General features: G+C 63.3%; 26 protein-coding genes. 15 read left to right on the forward strand and 11 right to left on the reverse strand.

The genetic code is table 11. From position 1 onward, the window contains the following. The first annotated feature begins 21 nt into the window (after nucleotides 1–21). The 4 genes from VR863_RS03050 to VR863_RS03065 are packed head-to-tail and all read left to right on the forward strand — an operon-like array spanning nucleotide 22 to nucleotide 4,637. Nucleotides 22–684: a retropepsin-like aspartic protease family protein gene (locus tag VR863_RS03050; RefSeq protein WP_324826956.1), complete on the forward strand. Its 663-nt coding sequence runs from the start codon at nucleotides 22–24 to the stop codon at nucleotides 682–684. 40 nt (nucleotides 685–724) lie between these two features. After that, the gene (gene otsB / locus VR863_RS03055; protein WP_324826957.1) at nucleotides 725–1,468 is read left to right on the forward strand and encodes a trehalose-phosphatase; all 744 of its coding nucleotides are present in this window, start codon (nucleotides 725–727) and stop codon (nucleotides 1,466–1,468) included. Continuing rightward, nucleotides 1,465–3,252: a glycoside hydrolase family 15 protein gene (locus VR863_RS03060; protein WP_324826958.1), complete on the forward strand. Its 1,788-nt coding sequence runs from the start codon at nucleotides 1,465–1,467 to the stop codon at nucleotides 3,250–3,252. The genes otsB and VR863_RS03060 overlap by 4 nt, the downstream gene beginning before the upstream one ends. Then, nucleotides 3,249–4,637: an alpha,alpha-trehalose-phosphate synthase (UDP-forming) gene (locus VR863_RS03065; protein WP_324827562.1), complete on the forward strand. Its 1,389-nt coding sequence runs from the start codon at nucleotides 3,249–3,251 to the stop codon at nucleotides 4,635–4,637. The genes VR863_RS03060 and VR863_RS03065 overlap by 4 nt, the downstream gene beginning before the upstream one ends. On the opposite strand, the gene VR863_RS03070 is transcribed toward VR863_RS03065, so the two are convergent. Further along, nucleotides 4,634–5,092 (reverse strand): response regulator, encoded by a 459-nt coding sequence (locus tag VR863_RS03070; RefSeq protein WP_324826959.1) that lies wholly within the window; start codon nucleotides 5,090–5,092, stop codon nucleotides 4,634–4,636. The genes VR863_RS03065 and VR863_RS03070 overlap by 4 nt on opposite strands. Before the next feature lie 147 nt (nucleotides 5,093–5,239). On the opposite strand from VR863_RS03070, the gene VR863_RS03075 reads away from it, so the two are divergent. Then, nucleotides 5,240–6,019: a tyrosine-protein phosphatase gene (locus VR863_RS03075; RefSeq protein WP_324826960.1), complete on the forward strand. Its 780-nt coding sequence runs from the start codon at nucleotides 5,240–5,242 to the stop codon at nucleotides 6,017–6,019. A gap of 65 nt (nucleotides 6,020–6,084) precedes the next feature. Then, nucleotides 6,085–7,056 (forward strand): thioredoxin-disulfide reductase, encoded by a 972-nt coding sequence (gene trxB, locus VR863_RS03080; RefSeq protein WP_324826961.1) that lies wholly within the window; start codon nucleotides 6,085–6,087, stop codon nucleotides 7,054–7,056. A 34-nt stretch (nucleotides 7,057–7,090) separates the two neighbouring features. Here the strand turns inward: trxB and VR863_RS03085 are convergent, their stop codons facing one another. The 3 genes from VR863_RS03085 to VR863_RS03095 all read right to left on the reverse strand — a co-directional run bounded on the left by VR863_RS03085 (nucleotide 7,091) and on the right by VR863_RS03095 (nucleotide 9,002). Beyond that, nucleotides 7,091–7,525 (reverse strand): MAPEG family protein, encoded by a 435-nt coding sequence (locus VR863_RS03085; RefSeq protein ID WP_324826962.1) that lies wholly within the window; start codon nucleotides 7,523–7,525, stop codon nucleotides 7,091–7,093. Then, complete coding sequence (locus VR863_RS03090; protein ID WP_324826963.1) at nucleotides 7,525–7,971, reverse strand: MAPEG family protein; 447 nt, start codon at nucleotides 7,969–7,971, stop codon at nucleotides 7,525–7,527. The genes VR863_RS03085 and VR863_RS03090 overlap by 1 nt, the downstream gene beginning before the upstream one ends. A gap of 71 nt (nucleotides 7,972–8,042) precedes the next feature. Next, complete coding sequence (locus tag VR863_RS03095; RefSeq protein ID WP_324826964.1) at nucleotides 8,043–9,002, reverse strand: threonine ammonia-lyase; 960 nt, start codon at nucleotides 9,000–9,002, stop codon at nucleotides 8,043–8,045. A 61-nt stretch (nucleotides 9,003–9,063) separates the two neighbouring features. On the opposite strand from VR863_RS03095, the gene VR863_RS03100 reads away from it, so the two are divergent. The 3 genes from VR863_RS03100 to VR863_RS03110 are packed head-to-tail and all read left to right on the forward strand — an operon-like array spanning nucleotide 9,064 to nucleotide 12,409. After that, a complete protein-coding gene (locus tag VR863_RS03100; protein ID WP_324826965.1) occupies nucleotides 9,064–10,275 on the forward strand; it encodes a saccharopine dehydrogenase family protein in 1,212 nt (403 codons plus the stop codon). Beyond that, nucleotides 10,275–11,231 carry a peptidyl-alpha-hydroxyglycine alpha-amidating lyase family protein gene (locus tag VR863_RS03105; protein WP_324826966.1) on the forward strand — a complete coding sequence of 319 codons (957 nt, stop codon included), beginning with the start codon at nucleotides 10,275–10,277 and terminating at the stop codon, nucleotides 11,229–11,231. Before VR863_RS03100 ends, VR863_RS03105 begins: the two co-directional genes overlap by 1 nt. Next, on the forward strand, nucleotides 11,231–12,409 hold the full coding sequence (locus tag VR863_RS03110) for a carboxynorspermidine decarboxylase (RefSeq protein ID WP_324826967.1): 1,179 nt from the start codon (nucleotides 11,231–11,233) through the stop codon (nucleotides 12,407–12,409). The genes VR863_RS03105 and VR863_RS03110 overlap by 1 nt, the downstream gene beginning before the upstream one ends. On the opposite strand, the gene VR863_RS03115 is transcribed toward VR863_RS03110, so the two are convergent. Then, nucleotides 12,406–13,359, reverse strand: a complete 954-nt coding sequence (locus tag VR863_RS03115) for a DUF3137 domain-containing protein (RefSeq protein WP_324826968.1) — start codon at nucleotides 13,357–13,359, stop codon at nucleotides 12,406–12,408. The two genes, VR863_RS03110 and VR863_RS03115, sit on opposite strands and share 4 nt — an antisense overlap. A gap of 67 nt (nucleotides 13,360–13,426) precedes the next feature. Between VR863_RS03115 and VR863_RS03120 the strand changes: the two genes are divergently transcribed. The 4 genes from VR863_RS03120 (at nucleotide 13,427) to VR863_RS03135 (ending at nucleotide 16,812) form a co-directional block, all read left to right on the forward strand. Beyond that, nucleotides 13,427–13,999 carry a LemA family protein gene (locus VR863_RS03120; RefSeq protein WP_324826969.1) on the forward strand — a complete coding sequence of 191 codons (573 nt, stop codon included), beginning with the start codon at nucleotides 13,427–13,429 and terminating at the stop codon, nucleotides 13,997–13,999. A gap of 179 nt (nucleotides 14,000–14,178) precedes the next feature. Continuing rightward, nucleotides 14,179–15,381 (forward strand): type III PLP-dependent enzyme, encoded by a 1,203-nt coding sequence (locus VR863_RS03125; RefSeq protein ID WP_324826970.1) that lies wholly within the window; start codon nucleotides 14,179–14,181, stop codon nucleotides 15,379–15,381. Between the two features lie 124 nt (nucleotides 15,382–15,505). Further along, nucleotides 15,506–16,201, forward strand: coding sequence for a glutathione S-transferase C-terminal domain-containing protein (locus VR863_RS03130; RefSeq protein ID WP_324826971.1), 696 nt, complete (start codon nucleotides 15,506–15,508; stop codon nucleotides 16,199–16,201). Further along, nucleotides 16,198–16,812, forward strand: a complete 615-nt coding sequence (locus VR863_RS03135; protein WP_324826972.1) for a 2-hydroxychromene-2-carboxylate isomerase — start codon at nucleotides 16,198–16,200, stop codon at nucleotides 16,810–16,812. The genes VR863_RS03130 and VR863_RS03135 overlap by 4 nt, the downstream gene beginning before the upstream one ends. On the opposite strand, the gene VR863_RS03140 is transcribed toward VR863_RS03135, so the two are convergent. The 6 genes from VR863_RS03140 to murI all read right to left on the reverse strand — a co-directional run bounded on the left by VR863_RS03140 (nucleotide 16,809) and on the right by murI (nucleotide 22,360). Beyond that, nucleotides 16,809–17,504 (reverse strand): nitroreductase, encoded by a 696-nt coding sequence (locus VR863_RS03140; RefSeq protein WP_324826973.1) that lies wholly within the window; start codon nucleotides 17,502–17,504, stop codon nucleotides 16,809–16,811. The genes VR863_RS03135 and VR863_RS03140 overlap by 4 nt on opposite strands. 78 nt (nucleotides 17,505–17,582) lie before the next feature. Beyond that, nucleotides 17,583–18,440: a TauD/TfdA dioxygenase family protein gene (locus tag VR863_RS03145; RefSeq protein ID WP_324826974.1), complete on the reverse strand. Its 858-nt coding sequence runs from the start codon at nucleotides 18,438–18,440 to the stop codon at nucleotides 17,583–17,585. A gap of 86 nt (nucleotides 18,441–18,526) precedes the next feature. After that, nucleotides 18,527–19,711, reverse strand: a complete 1,185-nt coding sequence (locus VR863_RS03150) for a cell wall hydrolase (protein WP_324826975.1) — start codon at nucleotides 19,709–19,711, stop codon at nucleotides 18,527–18,529. A 44-nt stretch (nucleotides 19,712–19,755) separates the two neighbouring features. Beyond that, nucleotides 19,756–20,976 (reverse strand): 5-aminolevulinate synthase, encoded by a 1,221-nt coding sequence (gene hemA, locus VR863_RS03155; RefSeq protein ID WP_324827563.1) that lies wholly within the window; start codon nucleotides 20,974–20,976, stop codon nucleotides 19,756–19,758. A 102-nt stretch (nucleotides 20,977–21,078) separates the two neighbouring features. Then, nucleotides 21,079–21,558 (reverse strand): hypothetical protein, encoded by a 480-nt coding sequence (locus VR863_RS03160; protein ID WP_324826976.1) that lies wholly within the window; start codon nucleotides 21,556–21,558, stop codon nucleotides 21,079–21,081. Nucleotides 21,559–21,565: 7 nt separating this feature from the next. After that, nucleotides 21,566–22,360 carry a glutamate racemase gene (murI, locus tag VR863_RS03165; protein WP_434784959.1) on the reverse strand — a complete coding sequence of 265 codons (795 nt, stop codon included), beginning with the start codon at nucleotides 22,358–22,360 and terminating at the stop codon, nucleotides 21,566–21,568. Nucleotides 22,361–22,487: 127 nt separating this feature from the next. Here murI and plsY point away from each other — a divergent pair, with 127 nt between their 5' ends. Both plsY and dprA read left to right on the forward strand, forming a co-directional pair. Then, complete coding sequence (gene plsY, locus VR863_RS03170) at nucleotides 22,488–23,069, forward strand: glycerol-3-phosphate 1-O-acyltransferase PlsY (protein ID WP_434784968.1); 582 nt, start codon at nucleotides 22,488–22,490, stop codon at nucleotides 23,067–23,069. Further along, nucleotides 23,066–24,163 carry a DNA-processing protein DprA gene (gene dprA, locus VR863_RS03175; protein WP_324826978.1) on the forward strand — a complete coding sequence of 366 codons (1,098 nt, stop codon included), beginning with the start codon at nucleotides 23,066–23,068 and terminating at the stop codon, nucleotides 24,161–24,163. Before plsY ends, dprA begins: the two co-directional genes overlap by 4 nt. Nucleotides 24,164–24,378: the final 215 nt, after the last annotated feature.

Raw genomic sequence — 24,378 nt, forward strand, 5'->3', positions numbered from 1 at the left:
ACGCGTCCCTATATCGCGGCAATGGACATTGAACCTGCCTTCAGCGCGGCTGCCGACCTGCTGCGCTCCATTCCGCGCTCGGAATTGCTGATTGCGGCGGTGGCCGCGCTGGTGCTGGGATGGGTCGGTGCGTTGGTTGCCCGCCGGTCCGCACTTGGTGGGATCATGCGCGGGATCAGCACGGTGGTACTGGGCGCGATCCTCGTCACCGTGGTGCTGCAATTGTCGCGCTTCGATCCCCGCTTCGATGTTGCCGTGCCGCAGATCGGTTTGCCCGAACAGGTGGTTGCCGGCGGCGAGACGCGCGTTCCCCTGTCACCCGATGGACATTACTGGCTTCGGGCCGAAGTGAATGGCGTGCCCGGAAACTTCCTTGTCGATACAGGGGCCACGCTTACTGCCGTATCGTTTGGCCTTGCGGAAAAGGCCGGGCTGACGCCGCGACGGGGCGGCATTCCGATCATGATCGGCACAGCCAACGGCACCATTCAGGCGCACGTCTCCACGATCGACAGCCTCACTTTCGGCAATGTCCAAGCAAGCGGGATCGACGCCGCTGTCGCGGAGAATTTCGGGGACTACAACGTGATCGGCATGAATGTGCTGGCGCGGCTGGGATCGTGGCGGGTCGAAGAAGGCACGCTGATCCTGGTCCCTTCAGCGGCTGACCGTATTCCTGAGTGACCGTTTGACCTCGATGCGCGAGCCGTTAAGGCTGCGCCCGATGGCCAGCCAACCCCCGCTCCCATCCCCGCCGCCCCTGGCCGACCTCGTCGCGTCTGGCCCGCTGGCGCTGTTTCTCGATTTCGACGGCACACTGGTGGAGATCGCGCCCGATCCCGATGCCATCGTCGTTCCGCCTACGCTGGCGAGGCGGCTCGCTGCCTTGAACGACCAACTCGACGGGCGGCTTGCACTCGTCAGCGGCCGTGCGCTCGACGACCTGACGCGGCATCTCGGTCCGATTGGCATGGCGCGGGCGGGATCGCACGGCGCGCACTGTGTTCGTGCCGATGGATCGCTGGCCGGTGCGCCGCCTGAGCCCTTGCCCGGCGAAATCGTGGCCCGGATGCGTGCGTTCGCGCAGGAATGCGGCCTGCGTTACGAAGCCAAGAGCCATGGCGGCGCGCTTCATTACCGGGCGCGTCCCGAAATGGCTGACGCGGTTCACGCGCTTGCGGACGAACTGGCGGCAAGCAACGGGCTGTGCATCAAACGCGGCAAGGCCGTGGCCGAACTGGTCCGCCCCGGCGCCAGCAAACGCGGCGCGGTACAGACCTTCATGGCCGAAAACCCCTTTAGCGGATCCACCGCCATCTTCGTCGGAGACGATGTCACCGACGAGGACGGATTTGCCGGTGCAATCGAATTCGGAGGGTTCGGGCTGGCCGTGGGGGATCGCATGAGCGACAAGGCGCGTTACCGTCTCGACACCGTTTCCGCAGTACATGAGTGGCTGAACCTATGACGAAACCCAACCTCGAACTTGCACCGATCGGCAATTGCCAGGTCAGCGCGCTGGTAGACGAGGAGGGCGGTTTCGTATGGGGTTGTGTTCCGCGGGTCGATGGCGACCCGGTGTTCTGTTCGCTGCTGAACGGCGATCGGCAGGATCGCGGCACATGGCGGTTCGAACTGGAGGGGCAGGTCCGTTCGAGCCAGCGTTACGAACGCAACACCGCAATCCTCGTCACCCGCCTCGAGGCGGAAGACGGAAGCGCTGTCGAAATCAGCGATTTTGCGCCGCGTTTCGAACGATCGGGCCGGATGTATCGCCCGGTCGCCTATTCCCGCATCGTGCGCCCGGTGGTGGGCGCGCCGCGCATGAAGGTGAACCTGTCACCCATGCACGAATACGGCTCGCAACTGGCGGCCACCACCAACGGCACCAATCACATACGCTATCTTGTCGGGCCGCAGGCGCTGCGCTTGTCGACCGATGCGCCGATCGGATACATTCTCGAAGGGCGCAGCTACCGGGTCGAGAGCGATCAGCACTTCTTCCTCGGCCCGGACGAACCCTTCGTCGGCAACATCCGGAGCGAACTGCGCCGAATGGAAGCCAACACGGCACGGTACTGGCAGCATTGGGTCCGTGGACTGCACATCCCGCTCGAATGGCAGGACGAGGTAATTCGTGCCGCCATCGCGCTGAAGCTGTGCCAGCATGAAGAAACCGGTGCGATCGTTGCCGCGCTGACCACGTCCATTCCCGAAGCGCCGGGCAGCCAGCGCAACTGGGATTACCGGTACTGCTGGATCCGCGACAGCTATTACACGGTGCAGGCATTGAACCGTCTCGGCGCGCTCGATGTGCTGGAAAAATACCTGCATTATCTGCGCAATATCATCGATCAGGCGCGCGGCGGACAAATCCAGCCGCTCTATTCGGTGATGGGCGCCCAGGAACTTCATGAATTCGAAGCGGGCAATCTCGCCGGGTATCGCGGGATGGGTCCGGTGCGCGTGGGCAACGCGGCGTACAAGCAGGTGCAGCACGATTGCTATGGCCAGATAGTGCTGCCGACCGCGCAGGCCTTCTTCGACACCCGCCTGCTGCGGATGGCCGACGAGACCGACTTCGCGCACCTTGAAGAAGTTGGCGAAATGGCCTGGACCAAGCACGACCAGCCCGACGCCGGTCTGTGGGAATTCCGCACGAGGCAGGAAGTTCACACCTATTCCGCGGTGATGTGCTGGGCGGCCTGTGACCGGCTTGCCAATGTCGCGGCGCAATTGGGGAAGGGCGACCGCGTCACCTTCTGGAACGATCGGGCCGAACAGATCCGTGCGCGGATCGAACGCGACGCCTGGAACGAGGAAGGCGGCCATTACGGCGCCAGCTTCGAAAGCGAATATCTCGATGCCAGCCTGTTGCAGATGGTGGAATTGCGCTATCTCAAGCCGGGCGACGCCCGGTTTCTCAAGACCTTCGCCGCGGTGGAACGGGACCTGCGGCGCGGCGATCACATGCTGCGGTATGCGGCGGAAGACGATTTCGGTTCGCCCGAAACGGCTTTCAACGTATGCACCTTCTGGCTGATCGAGGCGCTGGCGCTGGCTGGCCGCAAGGACGAATCCCGCGACATTTTCGAAGCGATGCTGACCCACACGACCGCGTCCGGAATGTTAAGCGAAGATCTCGACTACGAAACGGGCGAACTGTGGGGGAATTTCCCCCAGACCTACTCGCTGGTTGGCATAATCAATTGCGCCGGCCTGCTGAGCAAACCGTGGAGTGAAGTACGCTGAGCGATCCCCAACGTCTTGTTGTCATCTCCAACCGCGTAGCCGTTCCCAAGGCGCGGGGTGCGGCGGGTGCGCAAGGCGGATTGGCAGGCGCGCTGAACGCGGCGCTGCAGGCGCGGGCGGGCATCTGGTTCGGCTGGTCGGGCGAAGCGTGCGAGGAACACAGCGGCGACATCGCCACGCAGACCACCGATGGCGTCACCACCGCCACGATGGACCTGAGCAAGCGTGATGTGGACGAATATTACAACGGCTACGCCAATTCGACGCTGTGGCCGCTGTTCCACTACCGTCTCGATCTGGCCGAATACGAACGCGAGACGGGCAAGGGCTACGAACGGGTCAACGAACGCTTCGCGGAGGCGGCGGCCCCGCTGATCGAACCCGACGACATCGTATGGGTGCACGATTACCACCTTATCCCGCTGGGCGAGCGTCTGCGCGCACGCGGGCTGAGGAACCGTATCGGCTTCTTCCTCCACATCCCCTGGCCGCCCACGCGGCTGTTCGTGTCCCTGCCGTTTCACGAACGGCTGGTGCGCACGATGCTGCATTACGATCTGCTCGGCTTCCAGACCGAGGAATGGCTTTCCAGTTTCCTGCATTATTGCGAGCATGAACTTGGTGCCCAGGTCGACGAAGCGACGGGCAGCGTCACCCTCGAAGGGCGGACCACCCTGGCGCGCGCCTATCCCATCGGCATCGATTGGGAGCACTTCAGCCGGCTTGGCGAGGAAGGCGATGCGCGGCAGGCCCAGCAACGGCTGATCAGTTCGACCCGCCGACGCACCGCGATGATCGGGGTGGACCGGCTCGATTATTCCAAGGGGCTTCCCGAACGGCTCGACGGGATTTCACGTTTTTTCGATCGCTATCCCGAACGCGTGCGCGACCTCGTGTTCGTGCAGATTGCCCCGCCCAGCCGCGAGGACGTGGAAAGCTATCAGAACATCCGCGCCCTGCTGGAACAGAAGGCTGGCCAGATCAACGGCGCACGGTCCGAAGTGGATCTGGTGCCCGTTCGTTACGTCAATCGCGGTTACAGCCACGCCGAACTGTTCGGCTTTTTCCGGGCGTCCAAGATCGGGCTGGTAACCCCGCTGCGCGACGGGATGAACCTGGTGGCCAAGGAATACATCGCGGCGCAGGACCCAGAAGATCCCGGTGTCCTGATCCTGTCGCGTTTCGCCGGTGCGGCGGCGCAGATGCAGGATGCGGTGCTGGTCAACCCGCACAGCCCGGATGACCTCGCCCATGCGATCCGCATCGCGCTCGACATGCCTCTGGAAGAGCGCAAGGCCCGCTACGAAAAACTGGTCGTCAGTGTGCGCGAAGACAACGTGCAGGACTGGACAGCCAATTTCCTGCGCGATCTTGCTGCGGGCTAGACCGCGCGGCGCGGGGACGGTCCGTCCCGGCGGACCCCGGCGTTCATCTCCAGCACTTCGCGCAGATCGCGGTGTTGCGGCGTCTCGGCCCGCGAACGCAGGACCAGGTCGACCTTGCGCAGCAGGAACCGGTCGTCGAACGGCTTGCGGATGTATTCCTGCGCCCCGTTATAAAGGGCCGACGCTTCGTCCTGTGCCCCGCTCATCGCGGTAAACATGATCACGGGCAGGTCGTAATTCTTCGCCGAACTGCGCAGCTCGCGCAGCACCTGTCCGCCTGAAATGCCGGGCATGTCCTGATCCAGCAACAGCAGGTCGGGCCGCCTCCATTTGAGCAGGTCCAGCGCCTTGTGCCCGTCGGTCACCCAGCCGCAGGCGTGACCGGCCTCGATCAGGAGGTTGGCGGCCAGTTCCGCTATCAGTTCGTCATCGTCCACGATGAGGATATGAGCCATAGAGTGCGCCCTTCTGTTATGTGCCTGTTGCAGATGGCTTTAATGAAGGATGGTGCATCCAACCCCTCGATCCAACTACGTAGGGTTACGAAGGTCGTCGGACGCATGTCATTGTGTGTGTGCACGCACAGTGCCACGGTCCCCGCCATGATTCGCGAACCATTCTTGAAGACCCAGGGCATCCACAATTTCCGCGATTACGGTGGTTGGGCGGTGGCGGGCGGCGGACGTGTGCAAACCGGCCTGCTGTTCCGTTCCGGCCAACATGTCGATGCGACCGAGGAAGACCTTGCCGCCATTGCCGCGCTCGACATTCGCACGGTCATCGACCTGCGCGGCGAAAGCGAACGCGAACGCCACCCGTGCCGCCGCGTCGAAGGCTGGAACGGGGAAGTGGTGTTCTATGACGGCGAAACCACCTCCAGCCCCCCGCACATGGATGTTGAACCGGGCTCCAGTGCAGGTGATTTTGCCCGCCAGCGGATGATCGCGGTTTACACGCGTATGCCGCACAATCCGGCGATGATCGACATGTTCGGCCGCTATCTCACTGTCCTCGACCAGCGCGAGGGGGCCAGTCTGGTCCACTGTTTTGCCGGCAAGGACCGCACTGGCATCGCGGCCACCATGCTTCTGCACATCCTGGGCGTGAACAAGGACGACCAGCGCGAGGAATTCCTTCGCACCAACCAGAGCCCGACTTTCGACGTGCTGGTGCAGCAATCCTTGCCCGGGATAGAGGAACGCCTCGGGCGCAAGCTGGAAGTGGACGCCGTGCGCGACCTGCTCGGCGTGCGCGAGGAGTATCTCGACACGTTCCACGCCGAAGTCGAACGCGACTACGGCAGCTTCGATGATTATCTCACACGCGTGATAGGTGTGGATGAACCCCAGCGAGAACGCCTGAAGGAACGCTTCCTGGCGTGACTCCGGCGCGCAGGCTTCCCATATAGCGCGGCCAACCCGAACCCAGACTGCAAGAGATACCCGACATGGCTACCCATCGTACCAAGATGCTCATCATCGGCTCCGGCCCGGCGGGCTATTCCGCCGCGATTTACGCAGCGCGCGCCATGATGGAGCCGATCGTGGTGCAGGGCCTCCAGCCCGGAGGTCAGCTGACCATCACCACCGATGTCGAAAATTATCCCGGTTTTGCCGATGTCATCCAGGGCCCCTGGCTGATGGAGCAGATGCAGAAGCAGGCCGAGCATGTCGGCACGCGGATGATGTGGGACACGATCGTCGATGTCGATCTGGCAGGCGGAAGCCCGTTCCGCGCGGTCGGCGACAGCGGCGATGAATACATTGCCGACGTGCTGGTCATTGCCACCGGGGCGCAGGCGAAATGGCTCGGCGTGCCGGGCGAAATGGAATTGGGCGGCAAGGGCGTGTCCGCCTGCGCGACGTGCGACGGGTTCTTCTATCGCGGCAAGAAGGTCGCGGTGATCGGCGGAGGCAACACCGCAGTGGAAGAGGCGCTCTACCTCACCAACCATTCCGACGACGTAACGCTGATCCACCGCCGCGACGATTTGCGCGCTGAAAAGATCCTTCAGGAACGGCTGCTCAACCACCCCAAGATTTCCGTCCTGTGGAACAAGACGGTCGACAGTTTCGAAGCGGGCGAAAACGGGACGCTGGGCCATCTCAATCTGCGGGACACGCAAACCGGTGAAGGCAGCACCTTCGATTGCGATGGTGCGTTCGTGGCTATCGGCCACGCCCCGTCGACCGAACTGTTCAAGGGCAAGCTGCCGATGGACGATGGCGGCTATCTGCTGACCGAAGCGGGATCGCCCAAGACCGAAATTCCGGGCGTTTTTGCCGCTGGCGATGTCACCGATCACACCTATCGGCAGGCGGTCACGGCTGCGGGGATGGGCTGCATGGCCGCGCTCGATGCCGAACGCTTCGTCGCAACGCTCGAAACGGCGCAGCGGATGGAAGAAGCCGCCGAATAAATGTGGGTGGCCCCGCCGAAGCGGGGCCACGACCTTACAGGTGGATGTCGAACGCGAAGATCGCGGCGTGGAAGATGAGCGCCATGAGGACCAGGCTCGACAGTGCGAACAGGACAAAGCGCACCATCACGACATTTGCCGTCACCTGCACGACCGAATGGATGATCCGCAGGCCGACGTAGATCCACGCCAGCAACGCGTTCATCCCGTCACCCCATCCGACCATCGCCAGCAACAGGGCGACGGCGTAGAACACCGTCGGCTGTTCATGCAGATGATTGTAATTATGGGCTTTCCATTGCACTTCCTGGGGAAGCGCATCGTCGAGCGACTTTGTTCGGCGCGCGTCGTTGGGATCGATCCCCGCTTTCGACATGGCGGGAATGCGGGTGGCGTACATCCACAGCCACATGACCATCGTCCACGCAAGCAGGACGACGACGGGCTGGAAAATCTGCGACTGGATCATCAAAGGGCTCCCGGATCGGCGAACAGTGTCAGCGCGACAGCGCGATAGGCGAGATAGACAAGCGCGAAGGTCGACAGCAGGAACAGCGCGAAACGCACCGACACCACGTTGACGGTCGCCTGCCAGATCGAATGGACGATCCGCAGCGCAACATAGACCCATGCAACCAGCGGATCGATCGCGCTTGCGCCCATGAGCGCGATGATCATCACAGCCGCGTAGAAGACCGTCGGCTGCTCCATCAGGTGGGCGTAATTGTGGGCTTTCCAGTTCACCTTGTCGGGAATGACGCCTTCAAGGTCCACGCCGCGCCCGCCGGGTTTCGCGTCCTTGAGGTTTGCGCCGCTGGCGCTGATCGCGGGAAACCGCGTGAAGGCCATCCAGAAAAGCATGACGAGCGACCATGCGACAAGGACTGCCGCCGGTGCGAGCATTTGAGCCTGCATTGAAATTTCTCCCCCATTTTCGACCCTTGGCCGCGAAATTGCGGCGCGTTCAGGCGATTGTCAAACGCAACCTATCGGCCAGCCAGCGTCCTGGCGAAACTGGCCATGTCCGTGTTTCCCCCGGTGAGCATGATGACCGTATCGGCATCGAGCGGAACTTTCCCGGCCAGCGCCGCAGCCAGCGCGGCTGCGCCGCCGGGTTCGACCACCAGCCGTAGCTTAGAAAAGGCGAACCGCTGGGCAGCGCGTACCTCTTCGTCGGTAACCTCGACCCCCGGTTCGGCGCGGCCTTGCAGCACGGCGAGGTTGATCGGTTTTGTCGCATCGGGTTGCAGGGCGTCGCATATCGTTGCCGGCGGTGTCGATCCAACGCGCACGATTTCGCCCCTTGCGAGCGATTGTCCCACCATGTCCCATCCCTGTGGTTCGACCACATGGATCGCGGCATCGGGGCAGGCGAGGGCAAGGCCCGCCGCAAGCCCGCCGCCGCCGCAGCACGCAAGGATGCGCGAGGGGCTATGGCCCAATTGCGCCTGCGCTTCGATGCCGGCGCTGCCCTGGCCTTCGATCACCCAGGGATCGCCGAAGGCGTGCACCAGAACGGCGCCGCGTTCTTCCACCAGACGTGCGGCCACTTCGTCGCGGTCTTCGCCGGGGCGTTCGTAAAGCACGATCTGTGCCCCCAGCGCACGGGTGGCATCCAGTTTCACCTGCGGCGCGTTTCGTGGCATCACGATGGTGGCGGGTATTCCGAGACGCCTTGCCGCCCACGCCACCCCTTGCGCGTGATTTCCCGACGATACGGCAACGACGCCGCGTTCGCATTCTTCGGCGGTCAGCGCGGTCAGCCGATGCCAGGCACCCCTGATCTTGAACGCGCCCACCGGCTGGAGGACTTCGGCCTTGGCCCAGCAGGTGACGCCCCCGATTTCCACCGGCAGCAGCGGTGTCGGCGGCAAAATCAGTGCGATCTTGGCGGCTGCGTCGAGGACGCCTTCGCGCGTCGGCATTCTCAAATCGTCTCGGATCATTTGGCGGCACTAGCGCATTTCGCTAGGGGACCGGCAAGATTCGAATTCGGAGAACCACAAAATGTCGACAGTCCTGGTAATCGGTGCGGGCGGCGTCAGCTCGGTCTGCGTCCACAAGATGGCAATGAACAAGGATATCTTCAGCGATATCCATCTCGCCAGTCGGACCAAGTTGAAATGCGACACGATCGCGAAAAGCGTGATGGAGCGCACGGGCGAAAGCGTCCAGACCTACGAGATCGATGCGGAAGAAGTGCCCGCAATGGTCAACCTCATCCGCAAGGTAAACCCGTCGCTCGTCGTCAATCTGGCGCTACCGTATCAGGACTTGCCGATCATGGACGCGTGCCTCGAAGCGGGGGTCGATTACCTCGACACCGCCAATTACGAACCGAAGGACGAAGCCAAGTTCGAATATCACTGGCAGTGGGCCTATCATGATCGTTTCAAGAACGCGGGCCTGATGGCGCTGCTGGGTTCCGGCTTCGATCCGGGCGTGACCAGCGTGTTCACGATGTGGTTGAAGAAGCACAAGCTGAAGACCATTCGCCAGCTGGATATCCTGGACTGCAACGGCGGCGATCACGGGCAGGCGTTCGCCACCAACTTCAACCCGGAAATCAATATTCGCGAAGTGACCGCACCGGCACGCCACTGGGAAAACGGCGAATTCGTCGAGACCCCGGCGATGGGCAAGAAGGTCGAATTCGACTTCGAGGCCGTCGGCCCCAAGAACATGTACATGATGTACCACGAGGAACTGGAAAGCCTCGCCAAGTTCAACCCGGAGATGGAGCGCGCGCGTTTCTGGATGACCTTCGGTGACGAATACATCAAGCACCTGACCGTGCTGCAGAATGTCGGCATGACCCGGATCGATCCGATCAAGTACAAGGGCAAGGAAATCATTCCGCTGCAGTTCCTCGCCGCGGTTCTCCCCAAACCCGAAACGCTCGGCGAAACGACTAAGGGCAACACCAATATCGGCGTCATCGCGACCGGCGAAGCCCTCGACGGTTCGGGCGAGAAGACTTTCTACATCAACAACATCTGTAGCCACGAGGCAGCTTACGAGGAAACCGGCAACCAGGCGGTTTCCTACACCACCGGCGTGCCCGCCATGATCGGTTCGGCCATGATGGTCACCGGCAAATGGGCTGGCGATGGCGTTTTCAATATGGAAGAAATGGACCCCGATCCGTTCATGGACATGCTCAACGCACACGGTTTGCCGTGGCAGGTGAAGGAACTCGACGGGCCGGTGGACTTCTGATGCACCGCAGGCTGACCGCTTCGGCCATGCTGCTGGCGCTGGCGGCCTGCAACGCGCCGCAGCGCGAGCAGGTGCCGTCCGCCACGATCGATGCAGACTGGCCGACGATCCCCGAGGACGCGGTCTTCGGGCAGGTCAGCGCGGTCGAGGTGGACAGCCACGGCCATATCTTTGTCCTCCATCGGGCAGGGCGCGTATGGGAGGAGCCGTTTCCGGCCGATCCCATCGCGCAGCCCACGGTGTTCATGTTCGCACCCGACGGCACGTTGCTGGCCCGGTGGGGCGCCGGGCAATTCGTGATGCCGCACGGCCTTTCCGTCGATGCGGACGATGCCATCTGGATCACCGATGTGGGACGCGAGCAGGTGTTCCGTTTCAGCCATGACGGCGAGGAACAGCTGGTTATCGGCGAACGCGGTGTGACCGCGCAGGACGCAGCCCATTTCGGGCGCCCGGCCGATGTCGCATTCATCGACGACCGGGTTCTGGTGGCCGACGGTTACGTCAACACGCGGGTCGCCGAATTCGACCCGGCCGGCGCATTCCTGCGCGATTGGGGCAATTTCAGCACTGCACACGGTATTGCGGTGGACGACCAGCGCATTTTCGTCGCCGACCGCGAGAATGCACAGATCCAGGTCTTCGACCTCGATGGAAACCAGGTCGAAACCCGCAAGTCGCCCAACGGCAGCCACACTTACGGACTGGCATCGCTGGGCGGCGGCTGGCTGGCTGCGGTGGAAGGGCGGGACGGGGCAGATCGTTTCGGTGCCATCGTGCGCATCTACCGGCCCGACGGGACGATCGAGCGTTCGCTCGACGTCGGGCTGGCCGGCAAGGACGCCAGCCTCGGCCATGATATCGCGGTGGGGCCCGATGGCATGGCCTATGTCACCGATGTCTACGGTGACCGGGTGATACGCTTTGAACTGACGGGCGGGAAAGACAGCGAATAATGGAAACGAAAGCCGGAGATCCGGGCGCCTTCGCTCATTTCGACCTCGAACGGGTCAGCAGCCCTGCGTTCGTCGTCGATGCGGCGAAGCTGCGTGCCAACTGCCAGGTGCTGGCCAATGTTCGCGACGAAGCGGGTATCAAGGTGCTCGCCGCGCTGAAGGCGTTCTCGATGTGGTCCACCGCGCCGATCATCGGCGAATATCTCGATGGCGTGTGCACCAGCGGCCTGTGGGAAGCACGCCTTGCGAGCGAATTCTACGATGGCGAAATCGCGACCTACTCGGCCGCTTACAAACCGGAAGAACTGGAAGAGGTGTGCCGCCTCTCCGACCACGTGATCTTCAATTCCCCCGGCCAGATGGAACGGGCGGCGCTGATTATCGAAGCGGCGCGCGCTGCGGGGCAGGATTTCGATATCGGGCTCAGGATCAACCCGATGCACCCCACCGGTGAAGTGCCACGCTACGATCCCTCCAGCCCCGGAAGCCGGTTGGGGTTTCCCATCGACCAGCTGACGCCGGAAATCATGGAAGGCGTCGACGGCATCCATTTTCATAACCTGTGCGAACAGGATTTCGAACCGCTCCACGCCACGTGGGACAAGGTCTTCGACGCGATCGAACCGTGGTTCGGACAGCTCAAGTGGATCAACATGGGCGGCGGGCATCACATCACCCGCGCCGATTACCAGCGCGAGGAGCTGACCGAATTCCTGCGTGACGCAAGGGAAGACACCGGGGCGGAAATTTACCTCGAGCCGGGCGAGGCCGTGGCGCTTGATGCCGGCATACTGGTGGGCACGATCCTCGACACAGGGTTCAACGGCGTTCCGGTCGCGGTGGCGGACATTTCGGCCACCTGTCACATGCCCGATGTGATCGAGGCACCCTATCGCCCCGCAATGCTGGGCGAAGACGGTGCCGACGGTTCTCCGGTCGTCAGGATCGGTGGCCCTTCGTGCCTCGCGGGGGATGTGATTGGCGATTACCGGATACCGGGCGGCGCCGAAGTGGGCAGGCGGATCGCCTTCCTCGACCAGGCGCATTATTCGATGGTGAAGACCAACACGTTCAACGGGGTCCAGTTGCCCGCGATCTACATGTGGGACAGCGAAAGCGACCAGCTCGAACTGGTGAAGGAGTTCGGTTACGAAACCTTCCGCGACAGGTTGAGCTAGGCCGCGCCCCGATCGCGGTTGAGTTCGTCGGCCAGGCTGGCAAGGCTGGCGAACTGTTCGTTGCATTCGCGCACCTTGGCGTGGTCCTCGTGCGGGTTCATCGATCCGCTTTCGAACATGTTCCCGCTTTCGATGGCGATCACCAGTTCGCCGCGATGGAAAAGAGTGCGAACGTCCTTGCCGTTGAAGGCACGTTCCAGATCCACCAGGCGTTCGATATATTCGGGATGGGCCAGCCAGCGCGCTTCGACCTGATCGGTCGACCACAGGGCGAAAACGTCCTGGAATTCCGGGTTCACCATATCGACAAGGCCCAGGACCTGGCCGCCCAGCGTCACCGAATCCTTGCGCCCCCCAAGCCCGAAGAAACTCCGGTGCTTCTTGGCCCGTTGAAGCAGCGTCACACCATGAAAACGGCGCTGCGAAGCGATGCGGATGATAGCCCCGCGAAACACGGTAACCCAGTGGCGGCTCTTGCCCGACCCGCGCCGTTCTTCGCAATGCGCCTCGTACAGGCGGAAGGTATGTCCGCCCAGCGCGCCATTCCAGTCGTCTTCGAAAGTAACGCGGTCGAACGAGGGGACCAGGCCGAAGCTGCGTGACAGGTCCCATTCCTCGCCCGGTTCAAGGTCGTGCGAATATTCCAGGCCGATGGATGCCGCGATCGCCGCGTTGATCCCGACCTTGATGTCCTTCTTCGCCGCGGCGATCGGCCGGTATCCCCAGTATCCCAGCAGGGCGGCTGGAATGGCGGTAATCCAGAACTTGGGTTCCGTACCCCAGTCGGGTCCGAACCACATGAACGCCAGCAAGGGGAACAGCACCGCAAACGATATCGTCCAGCGCCAGTGCGCCTTGTCCTTCGCGGCGGCACGCACGGCAACCTGGCTTTGCAGCCAGTTTCCCAAGTCACCCGACAACAGGCTGTCGACGTCCGCCCGAGCCGCCATAAGCGGTGTTCCTCCCTTAACAATTCCAGACTAACATAGGCGGCGAAACGTAAAAGGGGGGTGTGTAATGGTCGATATTCTTGGCTGGTTCTGGACCTCTGCGATCCTGGTGATCGCGGTTGTCCTCGTGGTCATGCTGGTTGCAATCTATAACCGGCTGGTCGGCTTGCGGCAGAACGTGAACCAGGGCGTGGCCGATATCGATGCACAATTGCGTCAGCGGCACGATCTGATCCCCAACCTGGTCAGCACGGTGAAGGGTTATGCCCGCCACGAACAGGACACGCTGGATGCGGTTGTGGCGGCGCGGAACAAGGCAGCGCAAGGTGCCATCAGTTCGTCCGACGAACAGCAATTGCGCGTTGCCCTCGACCGGTTGCTGGCGCTTGGCGAAGCGTATCCCGACCTCAAGGCGTCGGCCAATTTCCAGGAGCTCCAGCGCGAGCTGGCCCATGTCGAGGACAAGCTGGCCGCCGCGCGCCGCGCGCTGAACGCGGCAGTGTCGCGCTACAACACCGGACGCGAAAGCTTCCCGGCCGTGCTGTTTGCCGGTTTGCTGGGTTTCCGGCAGGCGGATTTCCACCGGCTTGACGATAGCGAGAAGGGCACGGTCGATCAGGTTCCGCAGATCGACTTCTGATCAACAACCCGCCGCAGATGAGGCCCGCCACGGCGTGTGGCGGGCTTGACGCTTTTTTGCGCGTATTCACTTGTGTTTCATGACCCAGCTTTTATATGCGCCGCTCCGCTGCCCCAAGGGGACTCTAAACCGCAAGGCAGCCCTTGTCTGAAACTTCACCGTTCAGGGGGTCCCTTGAGTTGCACACCTATCCCGACGCTCAGGCTGTAATCCGCGCTCTCCGGCCGGACGAACCCGTCATTCTCAACCGCCCGCATGCTGCGGCGCGCGCCGCCCGCTTCTTCGTCGAGAAGTTTCCGGGCAAGTCCCTTTATGCCGTAAAGGCAAACCCTTCGCCGGATCTGCTGCAGATCCTGTGGGACAACGGGGTGACGCATTACGACGTCGCCTCGATCGCGGAAGTGCGGCTGGTGCGCCAGACGCTGCCCGGTGCGACTCTGTGCTTCATGCACCCCGTCAAGGCGCCCGGCGCAATCCGCGAAGCCTACCACCAGCACGGCGTACGGACCTTCAGCCTCGATTCGGTCGAGGAACTGGAAAAGATCGTCGACGCCTGCCGCGACGATGCCGGTGAACCCGCCAGCGACCTGCGCCTGTGCATTCGCCTGCGCGTGTCGAGCGAGCATGCAGCGCTGAGCCTTGCTTCCAAGTTCGGCTGCGACCTCACCGAAGCGCCGCTGCTGCTCCAGCAGACCCGCCAGCATTGTGACTGGTTGGGCGTGTGCTTCCACGTCGGCAGCCAGGCGATGAGCCCGTTTGCCTATGTGCAGGCGCTGGACCGTGTCCGCGCCGCGATTGCGGACGCGTCGGTCGTCATCGACATGATCGATGTCGGCGGCGGTTTCCCCAGCGTCTATCCGGGGATGGAACCGGCGCCGCTGGAAGATTACTTCAAGATTATCCACCAGCACTTCTACGCCCTGCCGATCGCCTACAACGCGGAACTGTGGTGCGAACCCGGCCGTGCGCTGTGTGCCGAATATTCGTCGCTTGTCGTGAAGGTGGAAAAGCGCCGCGGCGATGAACTTTACATCAACGACGGTGCCTATGGTGCGCTGTTCGATGCGGCGCATGTGGACTGGAAATTTCCCGTTCGCGCGCTGGAGGACGATCTGATCAAGCCGGACGCGGATTTCGCGTTCTATGGCCCGACCTGCGACGATGCGGACTACATGCCGGGACCGTTCCCGCTGCCCGAGGATATCCAGGCCGGCGATTACTTCGAGATCGGGATGATCGGCGCGTATGGCGCGGCGATGAAGACCGATTTCAACGGCTTTGGTGCTGCCGAACGGATCGTCGTGACGGACGAACCGATGGCAAGCCTGTATGACGGCAGCCGTGCGCGTCCGGCAGCGGACAATGTGGTCAGCCTGCGCTGATCGGCAATCGCCCGCAAACATCCAGACAAGACCCCCGGCCAGCCCAGCTTGCCGGGGGTTTTTTCTTGCATACCCCGCAGCGCGGCCTGATGTTCAAGCCCGACGTCAGGGAGGCCCACTGCACATGATCGAATTTTTCACGGCGCCAGCGCCCAACGGCTGGAAGGTCGCGATCATGCTGGAAGAATGCGGCCTTCGATACGAACCGCGATGGGTCAATCTGGCGCAGGGCGACCAGCACACCGAAGCGTTCCTCCAGATCAATCCCAACGGCCGGATTCCCGCCATCACGGACCATGCGCCCGGCGACGGCGGCGATCCGGTGACCGTGTTCGAATCCGGGGCCGTGCTGATCTATCTGGCAGAGAAATCCGGCCAGTTCATGCCGACCGACCTGCGCGGCCGGTCGGCCGTGCACCAGTGGCTGTTCTGGCAGGTCGGTCATCTTGGCCCGACGCTGGGGCAACACGGCCACTTCCACCTCTATGCCGAGGAAAAGCTGCCCTACGCGATCGACCGGTTCCACCGCGAAGCGCTGCGGGTGTACGGTGTGATGGACAGGCAACTGGCCCGCGCGGAGTTCATCACCGGCGACGATTACACCATCGCGGACATGGCCTGTTTTCCGTGGGTTCGCACGTGGAAAGCGCAAGGCATCCCGCTGGAGGAGTTTCCCCATGTCCGCCGCTGGTACGATGCCCTGAAGCAGCGCGAAGGTTTGCGGCGGGGCGTATCGCTCGGCAGCGAATTGCAGCGAAGCGGGGAGATGGATGCGCAGACCCGTAAGAACCTGTTTGGCGGCGGCGAGGCCCGATCATGAGTGTTGCGATAGAATTCTTCTTCGACCTTTCCAGCCCGTGGACCCGCCTGGCATTTGCCAATATCCGCCCGGCGCTGGAGGGCCTGGATTACGACCTGCGTTGGCGCCCCTTCCTCGTTGGCGGTGTGTTCAACGCGGTAAACCCTTCGGTCTATGAAAGCCGCAAGCCGGAAAACGCCGCGAAACTTGCGCGCAGTTTCGGCTGGCTGAAGCAATGGGCCGAGTTAGCCGGGGTGGGAATGAACTTCCCGTCCGAACACCATCCGCTGAAATCGGTTCACGCCATGCGCTTTTGCTGTGCGCTCGAGGACGACCAGCCAGCGCTGGACCGGTTCGCTTCGGCGGCCTTCGATGCCTATTTCACGCAAGGTCGCAATCTGGACGATCCGGCTGAACTTGTGGCGGTGGCGGATGTGTGCGGCCTCGATGGCGCGGCCCTTGGCGCCTTGGCCATCAGCCAGCCGGTCAAGGACCGCCTGCGCACCAACACCGAGGAAGCGATCGAACGCGGCGCGTTCGGTTCACCCACGATCTTCGTGGCCGGTGAACACATGTATTTCGGTAACGACCAACTGCCCCTGGTGCGCCAGAAAGTCGCGCAGCTGGCCTAGTCGGCAAACCCCACGAAACGCGCGGCTTCGTCCACGTCCTTGCGGGTACTGACAACCGCGTTGGCGGGAAACGATTCATCCGGATAGCCTAGCGCAACCGCCTTCAGGATGACCTGATCGTCCGGAATTCCGGCGTGTTCGCGCACGACCGGGCTTTGCATGATACCCTGGGAGTTGATCACACAGCCAAGCCCGCGGCTCCACGCCGCGTTGACGAGGGCGGTGGTCACCGCGCCGCAGTCGAAGGCGGTATCGTCGCTTTCGGAGAGTTCCCGATCGTAGGTCACGATGACGCAAACCGGCGCGTCAAACTGGCGAAAGCCGCGCAAAACCCAGTCCTGCCGCCGTTCCTTGTCGTCGCGTTCGATCCCCATTGCGCCAAACAGCTGCTTGGCGACGCCGACCTGGCGTTCGCGATGGACGCCCGCGAACGGCTGGCCCCGGCGAAATTCGCGGCTGTCGGGTTCACCCGCAAGGATGCGTTCGGTGTTGCCCCGCCGGATCCGGTCGAGCGGTTCGCCGGTAATGACATGGAAATGCCAGGGCTGCGTGTTCATCGACGACGGCGCGCGCATGGCGATCTGCAGCACTTCCTCGATCACGTCGCGCGGCACTGGCTTGTCGAGATAGCCGCGGATCGATCGGCGTCCGCGCACCACTTCGTCGAAAGTCATTTCCGGATTGCCGCTCATTCACTCTCTCCCAGGGATTTTGCGGAAGGCTTAGCCTGCCGCGAAGCCAGCGCAAAATCCGCTACGTCACGGGCGCCCTCAGGCGTCGAAATAGGGCGTGTCGCCTGCTATGGTTACGCGTTCCATCACGCGGCGCGCAGGAAAATAGTCGGAAACGGCCAGGTGCTGGCACACGCGATTATCCCAGAAAGCGATCGATCCGGCGCGCCAACGGAACCGGCACTGGATCTCCACATCCATCGCGGAGGTGTAAAGGTGGTCCAGCAGCCAGCGGCTTTCCTTGTCGCTGAGGCCTTCGATATGGCTGGTGAAGCCGGTGTTGACGTAGATTGCCCGCTGGCCGGTTTCAGGGTGGGTGCGGATAACAGGGTGGCGCATCGGCGGGTATTTTTCGTGCAGTTCCTCAGGCGCCTTGCCCAACCGCTTGGCGAAGACGCGCGCAATATCATGCACCGCAGTCAGCCCTTCGCAGAAACGCTGCATCTGCACCGACAGACGTTCGTAGGCGAGGTGCATGTTGGCGAACAGCGTATCGCCGCCGCATTCGGGCACGTCGCGCGCGAGCAGGATCGAACCGAGCGACGGGCGCTCCCGCCAGGTCACATCGGAATGCCAATTGTTTTCCTGCCCGCGGCTTTGCGGCCCGTGCTCGATCCGCAGAACTTCCGGATTGGGCTGATCCTTCGGCGTCGCCGGGTGAATTTCGAGGTCACCGAAGTGCCGCGCAAAGGCAATATGCTGGTCCTGCGTGAGCGTCTGGTCGCGAAAGAAGATGACGCCGAATTTCAGCAACGCCGCGCGAATTGCGGGAATGCTGTTGGCGATATCGGTCGCTGCCAGATCGATGTCGAGAATCTCGGCGCCAATGGCCGGGGTCATCGGGTGAATATCAAGCGCGCCGGTATCCAGCCTGTTCTTGTCGATTTGCGTAGCCATGTCTCTCCCCATCGCCTTTCCAGACCGCAGGACAGGTATCATGCCGCGCTATCGCGATCCATACGGCAGGCGTGCAGGGTAAGGCATCAGGGCCGCGCGCGGGGCAGGCAGCTGCCGTAGCCCGGCCATTTGTAGAGCCTGCAATCGTAATAGATGGCTTCTGCGTTACCCGATCGCGCGGGGAGAAAGCTGAATCGCAACTGCGCCCGCGCTTCGCCTTCAACCGGCAGCGCGGCCGGAATGGCGGCCGCCTCGCTCCAGCCGTACACTTGGCAGAACTTGTCCCCCGGACACAGCGCGCGGGCCCTTTCGACCAGCTTGCGCGGATCGTCGGTGGTGGAGACGAGCACGAAATGCACGCCGGGGCCGGGCGAACCCGCCTGGCCAGCGTTTGCGGGATCGGCCGCGCCATCGCCCGGTGCGGTGATCGAGCGGACGGGTGTACCGTCTTCGGCAAGAGTGGGAACGATATCTTCGGGCCGGTCGACTTCCTGTGCCTTGGCACGCAGGATCATGGGGTCGGGTTCGCCGCCGACATAGCGCGCCGAAAGCGCCCTTGTGCCGCCCCACGATCCGCGCCAGCGAAAGAACAGGTGCGGCCCCACAGCGGCAACCTTGTCGAGCGAGCTGCTCCAATAGGGATAGACGTAATCGGCGTGGTAATGCGTGGCTGTGCCGACCGGGGCGTGCACATAGCCGCCCAACGCTTCCTGCGCCCGTTCGCGCGCTGCGCGCCAGAGGGAATCGCCATAGGTGCGGGATAGCGAACCATCGCAGGTGAAGGTGAACTGGCAACCGGTTGGCCGCTGCGACCCTTCGTAGACGACACCGCAAACGGTGTTGGCGAACGCGGGGTGGCGCACGCGGTTGAGGACGACCTGCATGACAGATCTCTGGTCCCGGTCGCCGCTACCGGCTTCCGCGATGGCGGCCAGCGCCAGGCAATCGCGTGCACGGCTGCGGTCGGCTGTCGAACCGCGGAAGATGAACGGGGGGGCGGAGACCAGCAGGCCATCGGCAATCGGCACGGCGGCGTTGCGCACGCGTGCATCGTCGGGATCGAGCGAAGAAACGATCGTCCCGTCTTCCTCCGCGCTGCCGGGCAAGGCTTCCACCGGCGCGGCGGGCACGCGCCCGGTATCGGTGCGGGCGATGCGCGCGGCATCGGGGCGTGCGAAAGCCGCCAGAGCAACGAAGGTCAGGACAAGGATGGCCACCACGCCAAACAGCGGCGCGTTGTCGCGAAACCGGCGGGGGTTGGGCGTGTCCATTCCCGCTATCTAGAGATAACAGCGGAGATGAACAGGGGGGCGCGTCAGGCGGCTTTGCGCAGTTCCAAGTCGAGACGGCCCCAGATTTCCACCAGAGCGCCGACCAGGTTGTCCATCATCGCAGGCGTGTGCGCCGGACCGGGGGTGAAGCGCAGGCGTTCCGTCCCGCGCGGTACGGTGGGGAAATTGATCGGCTGAACATAGACGCCGTATTCGGCCAGCAGGACGTCGCTGATCTTCTTGGCGCGAACCGGATCGCCCACCATCAGCGGGACGATGTGGGTTACGCTGTCCATCACCGGCAAGCCGGCATCGCGCATCTTCTGCTTGAGCAGGGCAGCGGCGGCCTGCTGGCCGTCGCGTTCCTCGCTCGAACCCTTGAGGTGCCGCACGGCGGCCAGAACGCCCGCAACCAGCACGGGGCTGAGCGATGTGGTGAAGATGAAACCGGGCGCGTAGCTGCGAATGCAATCGATGATGCGCGTGTCGGCGGCCACATAGCCGCCCATGACGCCAAACGCCTTGCCCAGCGTGCCTTCGATGATGTCGATCCGGTGCGCCGCTTCGTCACGTTCCGAAATGCCGCCGCCGCGCTTGCCGTACATGCCGACGGCGTGAACTTCATCGACATAGGTCAGTGCGTTGTATTTTTCGGCAAGGTCGCAAATCGCGTGGATCGGGGCGATGTCGCCGTCCATCGAATACACGCTTTCGAACGCGATCAGCTTGGGCGTGGCGGGATCTTCCGCAGCCAGCAATTCTTCCAGATGGTCGAGATCGTTGTGGCGGAAGACGCGCTTTTCGCAGCCGGAATTGCGGATGCCGGCGATCATGCTGGCGTGGTTCAGCTCGTCGGAAAAGATGATGCAGCCCGGCAGCAGCTTAGCGATGGTCGACAGCGTGGCATCGTTGGACACATAGCCGCTGGTGAACAGCAGCGCGCCGTCCTTGCCATGCAGGTCGGCCAGTTCGGCCTCCAGCTGGATGTGGTAATGCGTGTTGCCGCCGATGTTGCGCGTTCCGCCCGAGCCTGCGCCGACATCGTGCAGCGCTTCTTCCATCGCGGCGATGACCTTGGGGTGCTGGCCCATGGCGAGGTAATCGTTCGAACACCACACGGTGACCGGCTTGGGGCCGTTGTGGCCTGCAAAACAGCGCGCGTTGGGAAACGCACCCTTGTTGCGGAGGATGTCGATGAAGACGCGATAGCGGCCCTCCGAATGGAGCCGGTCGATCGCTTCGTCGAATATCTGGTCGTAATTCACCCGGGGCCCAACCGTTCTGACGCCGCCCGTCCGCGGCTGGAAACGGCCCTGCACATAAGCGGGAAAGTCGCGGAATTCCACCGCGATCTTTGCGAATCGTTCTTAAGAGAGGTGGGGTGGTTCGAAGGCGGGCAAGGGCTCGCCGCCGTCGCTGCGAAAGAAGTCCCGGCGCAGGCTCTGGACGAAATCGGCAAACTCTGCGCGGATCGAAAGCCACAGCGCGCGTTCGGCATCGGCGTCGAGGGGCAGGGTGGCCATCAGCACTTCCAGCGCGGCATCGACCAGGCCGAGATACCAGCGGGCAGGGACCAGCAGCGTGTCGTTGTGATGAATGACGGCCGTGCCCTGGTCGATCCGGGCCGTGGCGGGATTGTCCACCCATTGCAGCAGCAGGAAAAAGCTTTCCGCGACCATCCGATCTTCCAGTTCGCGCGTCCTACCAAGTCCGTGGTGATCGAACGAGGCGCGGGCATCGGGATGGCGGGCGTAAAACCGCGCGAGGACCGGTTCTGTCGCTTCTCCGTACACGTCGGCCAGCCGTTCAAGGCCGATCTGGGCAAGCGAGGCGCGGTCCATGGTCATGCTGCCCTCAAAACTTCTCCAGCCGTTCGATGCCATAGGCGGCAAAGGCCGGCGCCAGGAGGTTGAAATCCGCAAGTTCGCCTGTGGTGACTGCGCGATCCGGACCGGTCCGAGTAAATTCCTGGCCCAGCGTGAGGTGGGCGATCCGGCGCGCGATGCCTTGCGCCCCGTGGACGAACACCACGTGATCGCCAAAAGCGGCGCGCAGTTCGTCTTCGAGGAGCGGAAAATGAGTGCAGGCGAGCACGACCGTGTCGATCTCCTCGCCGTGGGGTTGCAGGACAAGTCCCTTTGCCGCTTCGGCGACGGCGTCGATGCTGACCTTTTCGCCGCGCAGCTTCGCTTCGGCCAGCGGCACCAGCCCGTTGGCGCCATGACGCAGCAGGCGTTTGCCCCCGGCAAATTCGTGTTCGAGCCGGTCGACATAGGACTGGCGCATGGTCGCTTCGGTGCCGAGCAGGCCGAACACCCCGGATTTCGTGATCGCGGCGGCAGGCTTGATCGCCGGCACCGTCCCCACGATCGGCGTTTCCAGAACGTCGCGGACCATGCCCAGCGCAATGGTGCTGGCGGTGTTGCAGGCGATGCAGATCAGCCGCGGTTGCCAGCGTTCGGCCATTCTCCCCAGCAGCCCGGCAACCCGCGCGGCAATTTCCGCTTCGCTTTTGTTGCCATAGGGCAGGCCAGCCATGTCGGCGGCGTAAATGATCGGCGCGTCGGGCAGCAGTGTGCGCACCTCGCGCAGAACGGTGAGCCCGCCGACGCCGGAATCAAACAACAGGATTGGGGCAGAAGCGTTCAAATCGGATATTCCCATGCGCGCCGCGCTTGTCGAAGCGCGGTATTTCCCGTTACGTCGGGTTTATCAAGTGCGGGGTATTGATCGCCCTGCAACGAAAAGGGAAATCAGCGTGCCGACCGAACTGACCATCACCGTCCTCTACGCTGCCTTGCTCGGCTATGGATTCGGGTCGATCCCGTTCGGCCTGATTCTGGCGAAACTGGCGGGCAAGGGTGACATCCGTTCCATCGGCAGCGGGAATATCGGGGCCACCAACGTGCTGCGGACAGGGTCCAAGGGGCTGGCGGCGGCCACGCTCCTGCTGGATCTGGCAAAGGGTTTCGTCCCCGTCTGGCTGGCATCGCAGTGGTTCTGGCAGGATATGGGCTGGACCGCGATCTTCGCGGTGATCGGCCATTGCTTCCCGGTCTGGCTAGGTTTCAAGGGCGGCAAGGGGGTAGCTACCAACGCAGGCGTTGCCTTCGGCCTCGCGTGGCCGCTGGGCGTTGCGTACGCTGCGGTGTGGATTGCCATGCTGGCGATCACGCGGATCAGTTCGCTTGCCGGGATGACCGCGGTGGTCGTAGCGGCGGGTGTCGCGGCGTTCATGGGGATGACCACCTTTGCCAAGGTGCTGGCTATCATCGCCGTGCTGGTGCTGTGGCTGCACCGTGAAAACATCAAGCGCCTGATGGCCGGGACCGAACCGAAGGTCGGCTCCAAAGGGTGAGCGCTTCGTTATCGCAGGCAGAGGCGTTCGCGCGCATTCGGTTGCTGCGCTCGCCCAATATCGGGCCGGTGTCCTATGCCATGTTGCTGCAACGGTTCGGCACGGCTTGTGCCGCGCTCGATGCCTTGCCCGATCTGGGGAAACGCGGCGGGCGGCAATACCGCGCAGCGCCGGTCGACCGCATCGAACGCGAGATCGAGGCGGTGCGCAAATCGGGCGCACGATACCTCTTCCATGATCAGCCCGCCTATCCGCCGCTGCTTGCCGAAATCGACAGTGCGCCGCCCATCCTGACCTGGCGCGGCAATCTGGCGCTGGCGCAGGAACCTTGTGTTGCCATGGTCGGCGCGCGCAACGCCAGCGCCGCCGCAGTTAAGCTGGCGCGCGAATTCGGCACGGCGCTGGCGAACGCGGGCTTCACGGTGGTTTCCGGCCTGGCACGGGGCATCGACGGTGCCGCGCACGAAGGCGCGCTGCCGACAACGATCGGGGTGATCGCGAGCGGGATCGACATCGCGTATCCGCCGCAGCACGCCGATCTGCAGGATCGCATCGCGGACGAAGGGCTGCTGCTGGCCGAACAGCCGCCCGGCACCGAACCGCGCGGCAGCCACTTTCCCAGCCGCAACCGGATCATTGCCGGTCTGACGCTGGGTACGCTGGTGGTCGAAGCCGCGCCCAAATCCGGGAGCCTGATCACCGCACGGCTGGCGGGGGAGGCCGGACGCGAAGTGATGGCCATACCGGGAAGCCCGCTCGATGCGCGCAGCCAGGGCTGCAACAAGCTGATCCGCGAAGGTGCCGTGTTGATCCAGCAGCCCGAAGACGTGGCTGAACTGCTGAACACGTTCGATGGCATCCCGCGATCCACCTTTCGCGAACCGGTTGCCGCGTTCGATTATTTGCCCGACGACCTCGCGTCCGCCGAACCGGCGCAGCTTGCCGACCTGCTCAGCACGGCTCCGGTGGGGGTCGACGAACTGATCCGCCAGTCTGGCACCGGCGCGGCGGCCGTCCAGCTTGCCCTGCTGGAGCTGGAGATAGCCGGAAGGTTGGATCGCCATGCCGGCGGAAAGGTATCGCTTTCGGCCTGAAATTTTGCGCGGACGTGACGCATTCGTGCAATGCGAATCGCGCCGCCGCGTGGCATCGCAAACCAGGTGCTGGAACACCCCTTCCGCACCAAGGGTCGCACATATTGAAATTTACAGCTAGCGGGAGCGCCACTGCGTGCCCTCGCGACGGGCCGCCGCAGTACCTCCTGTACGGGCGGCCCGTTCCCTATTGACTGGTCCAGAGCCCGAACGCC

It is taken from the genome of Qipengyuania zhejiangensis, assembly GCF_035607565.1.
In the GTDB taxonomy this organism is placed as follows: domain Bacteria; phylum Pseudomonadota; class Alphaproteobacteria; order Sphingomonadales; family Sphingomonadaceae; genus Qipengyuania; species Qipengyuania zhejiangensis.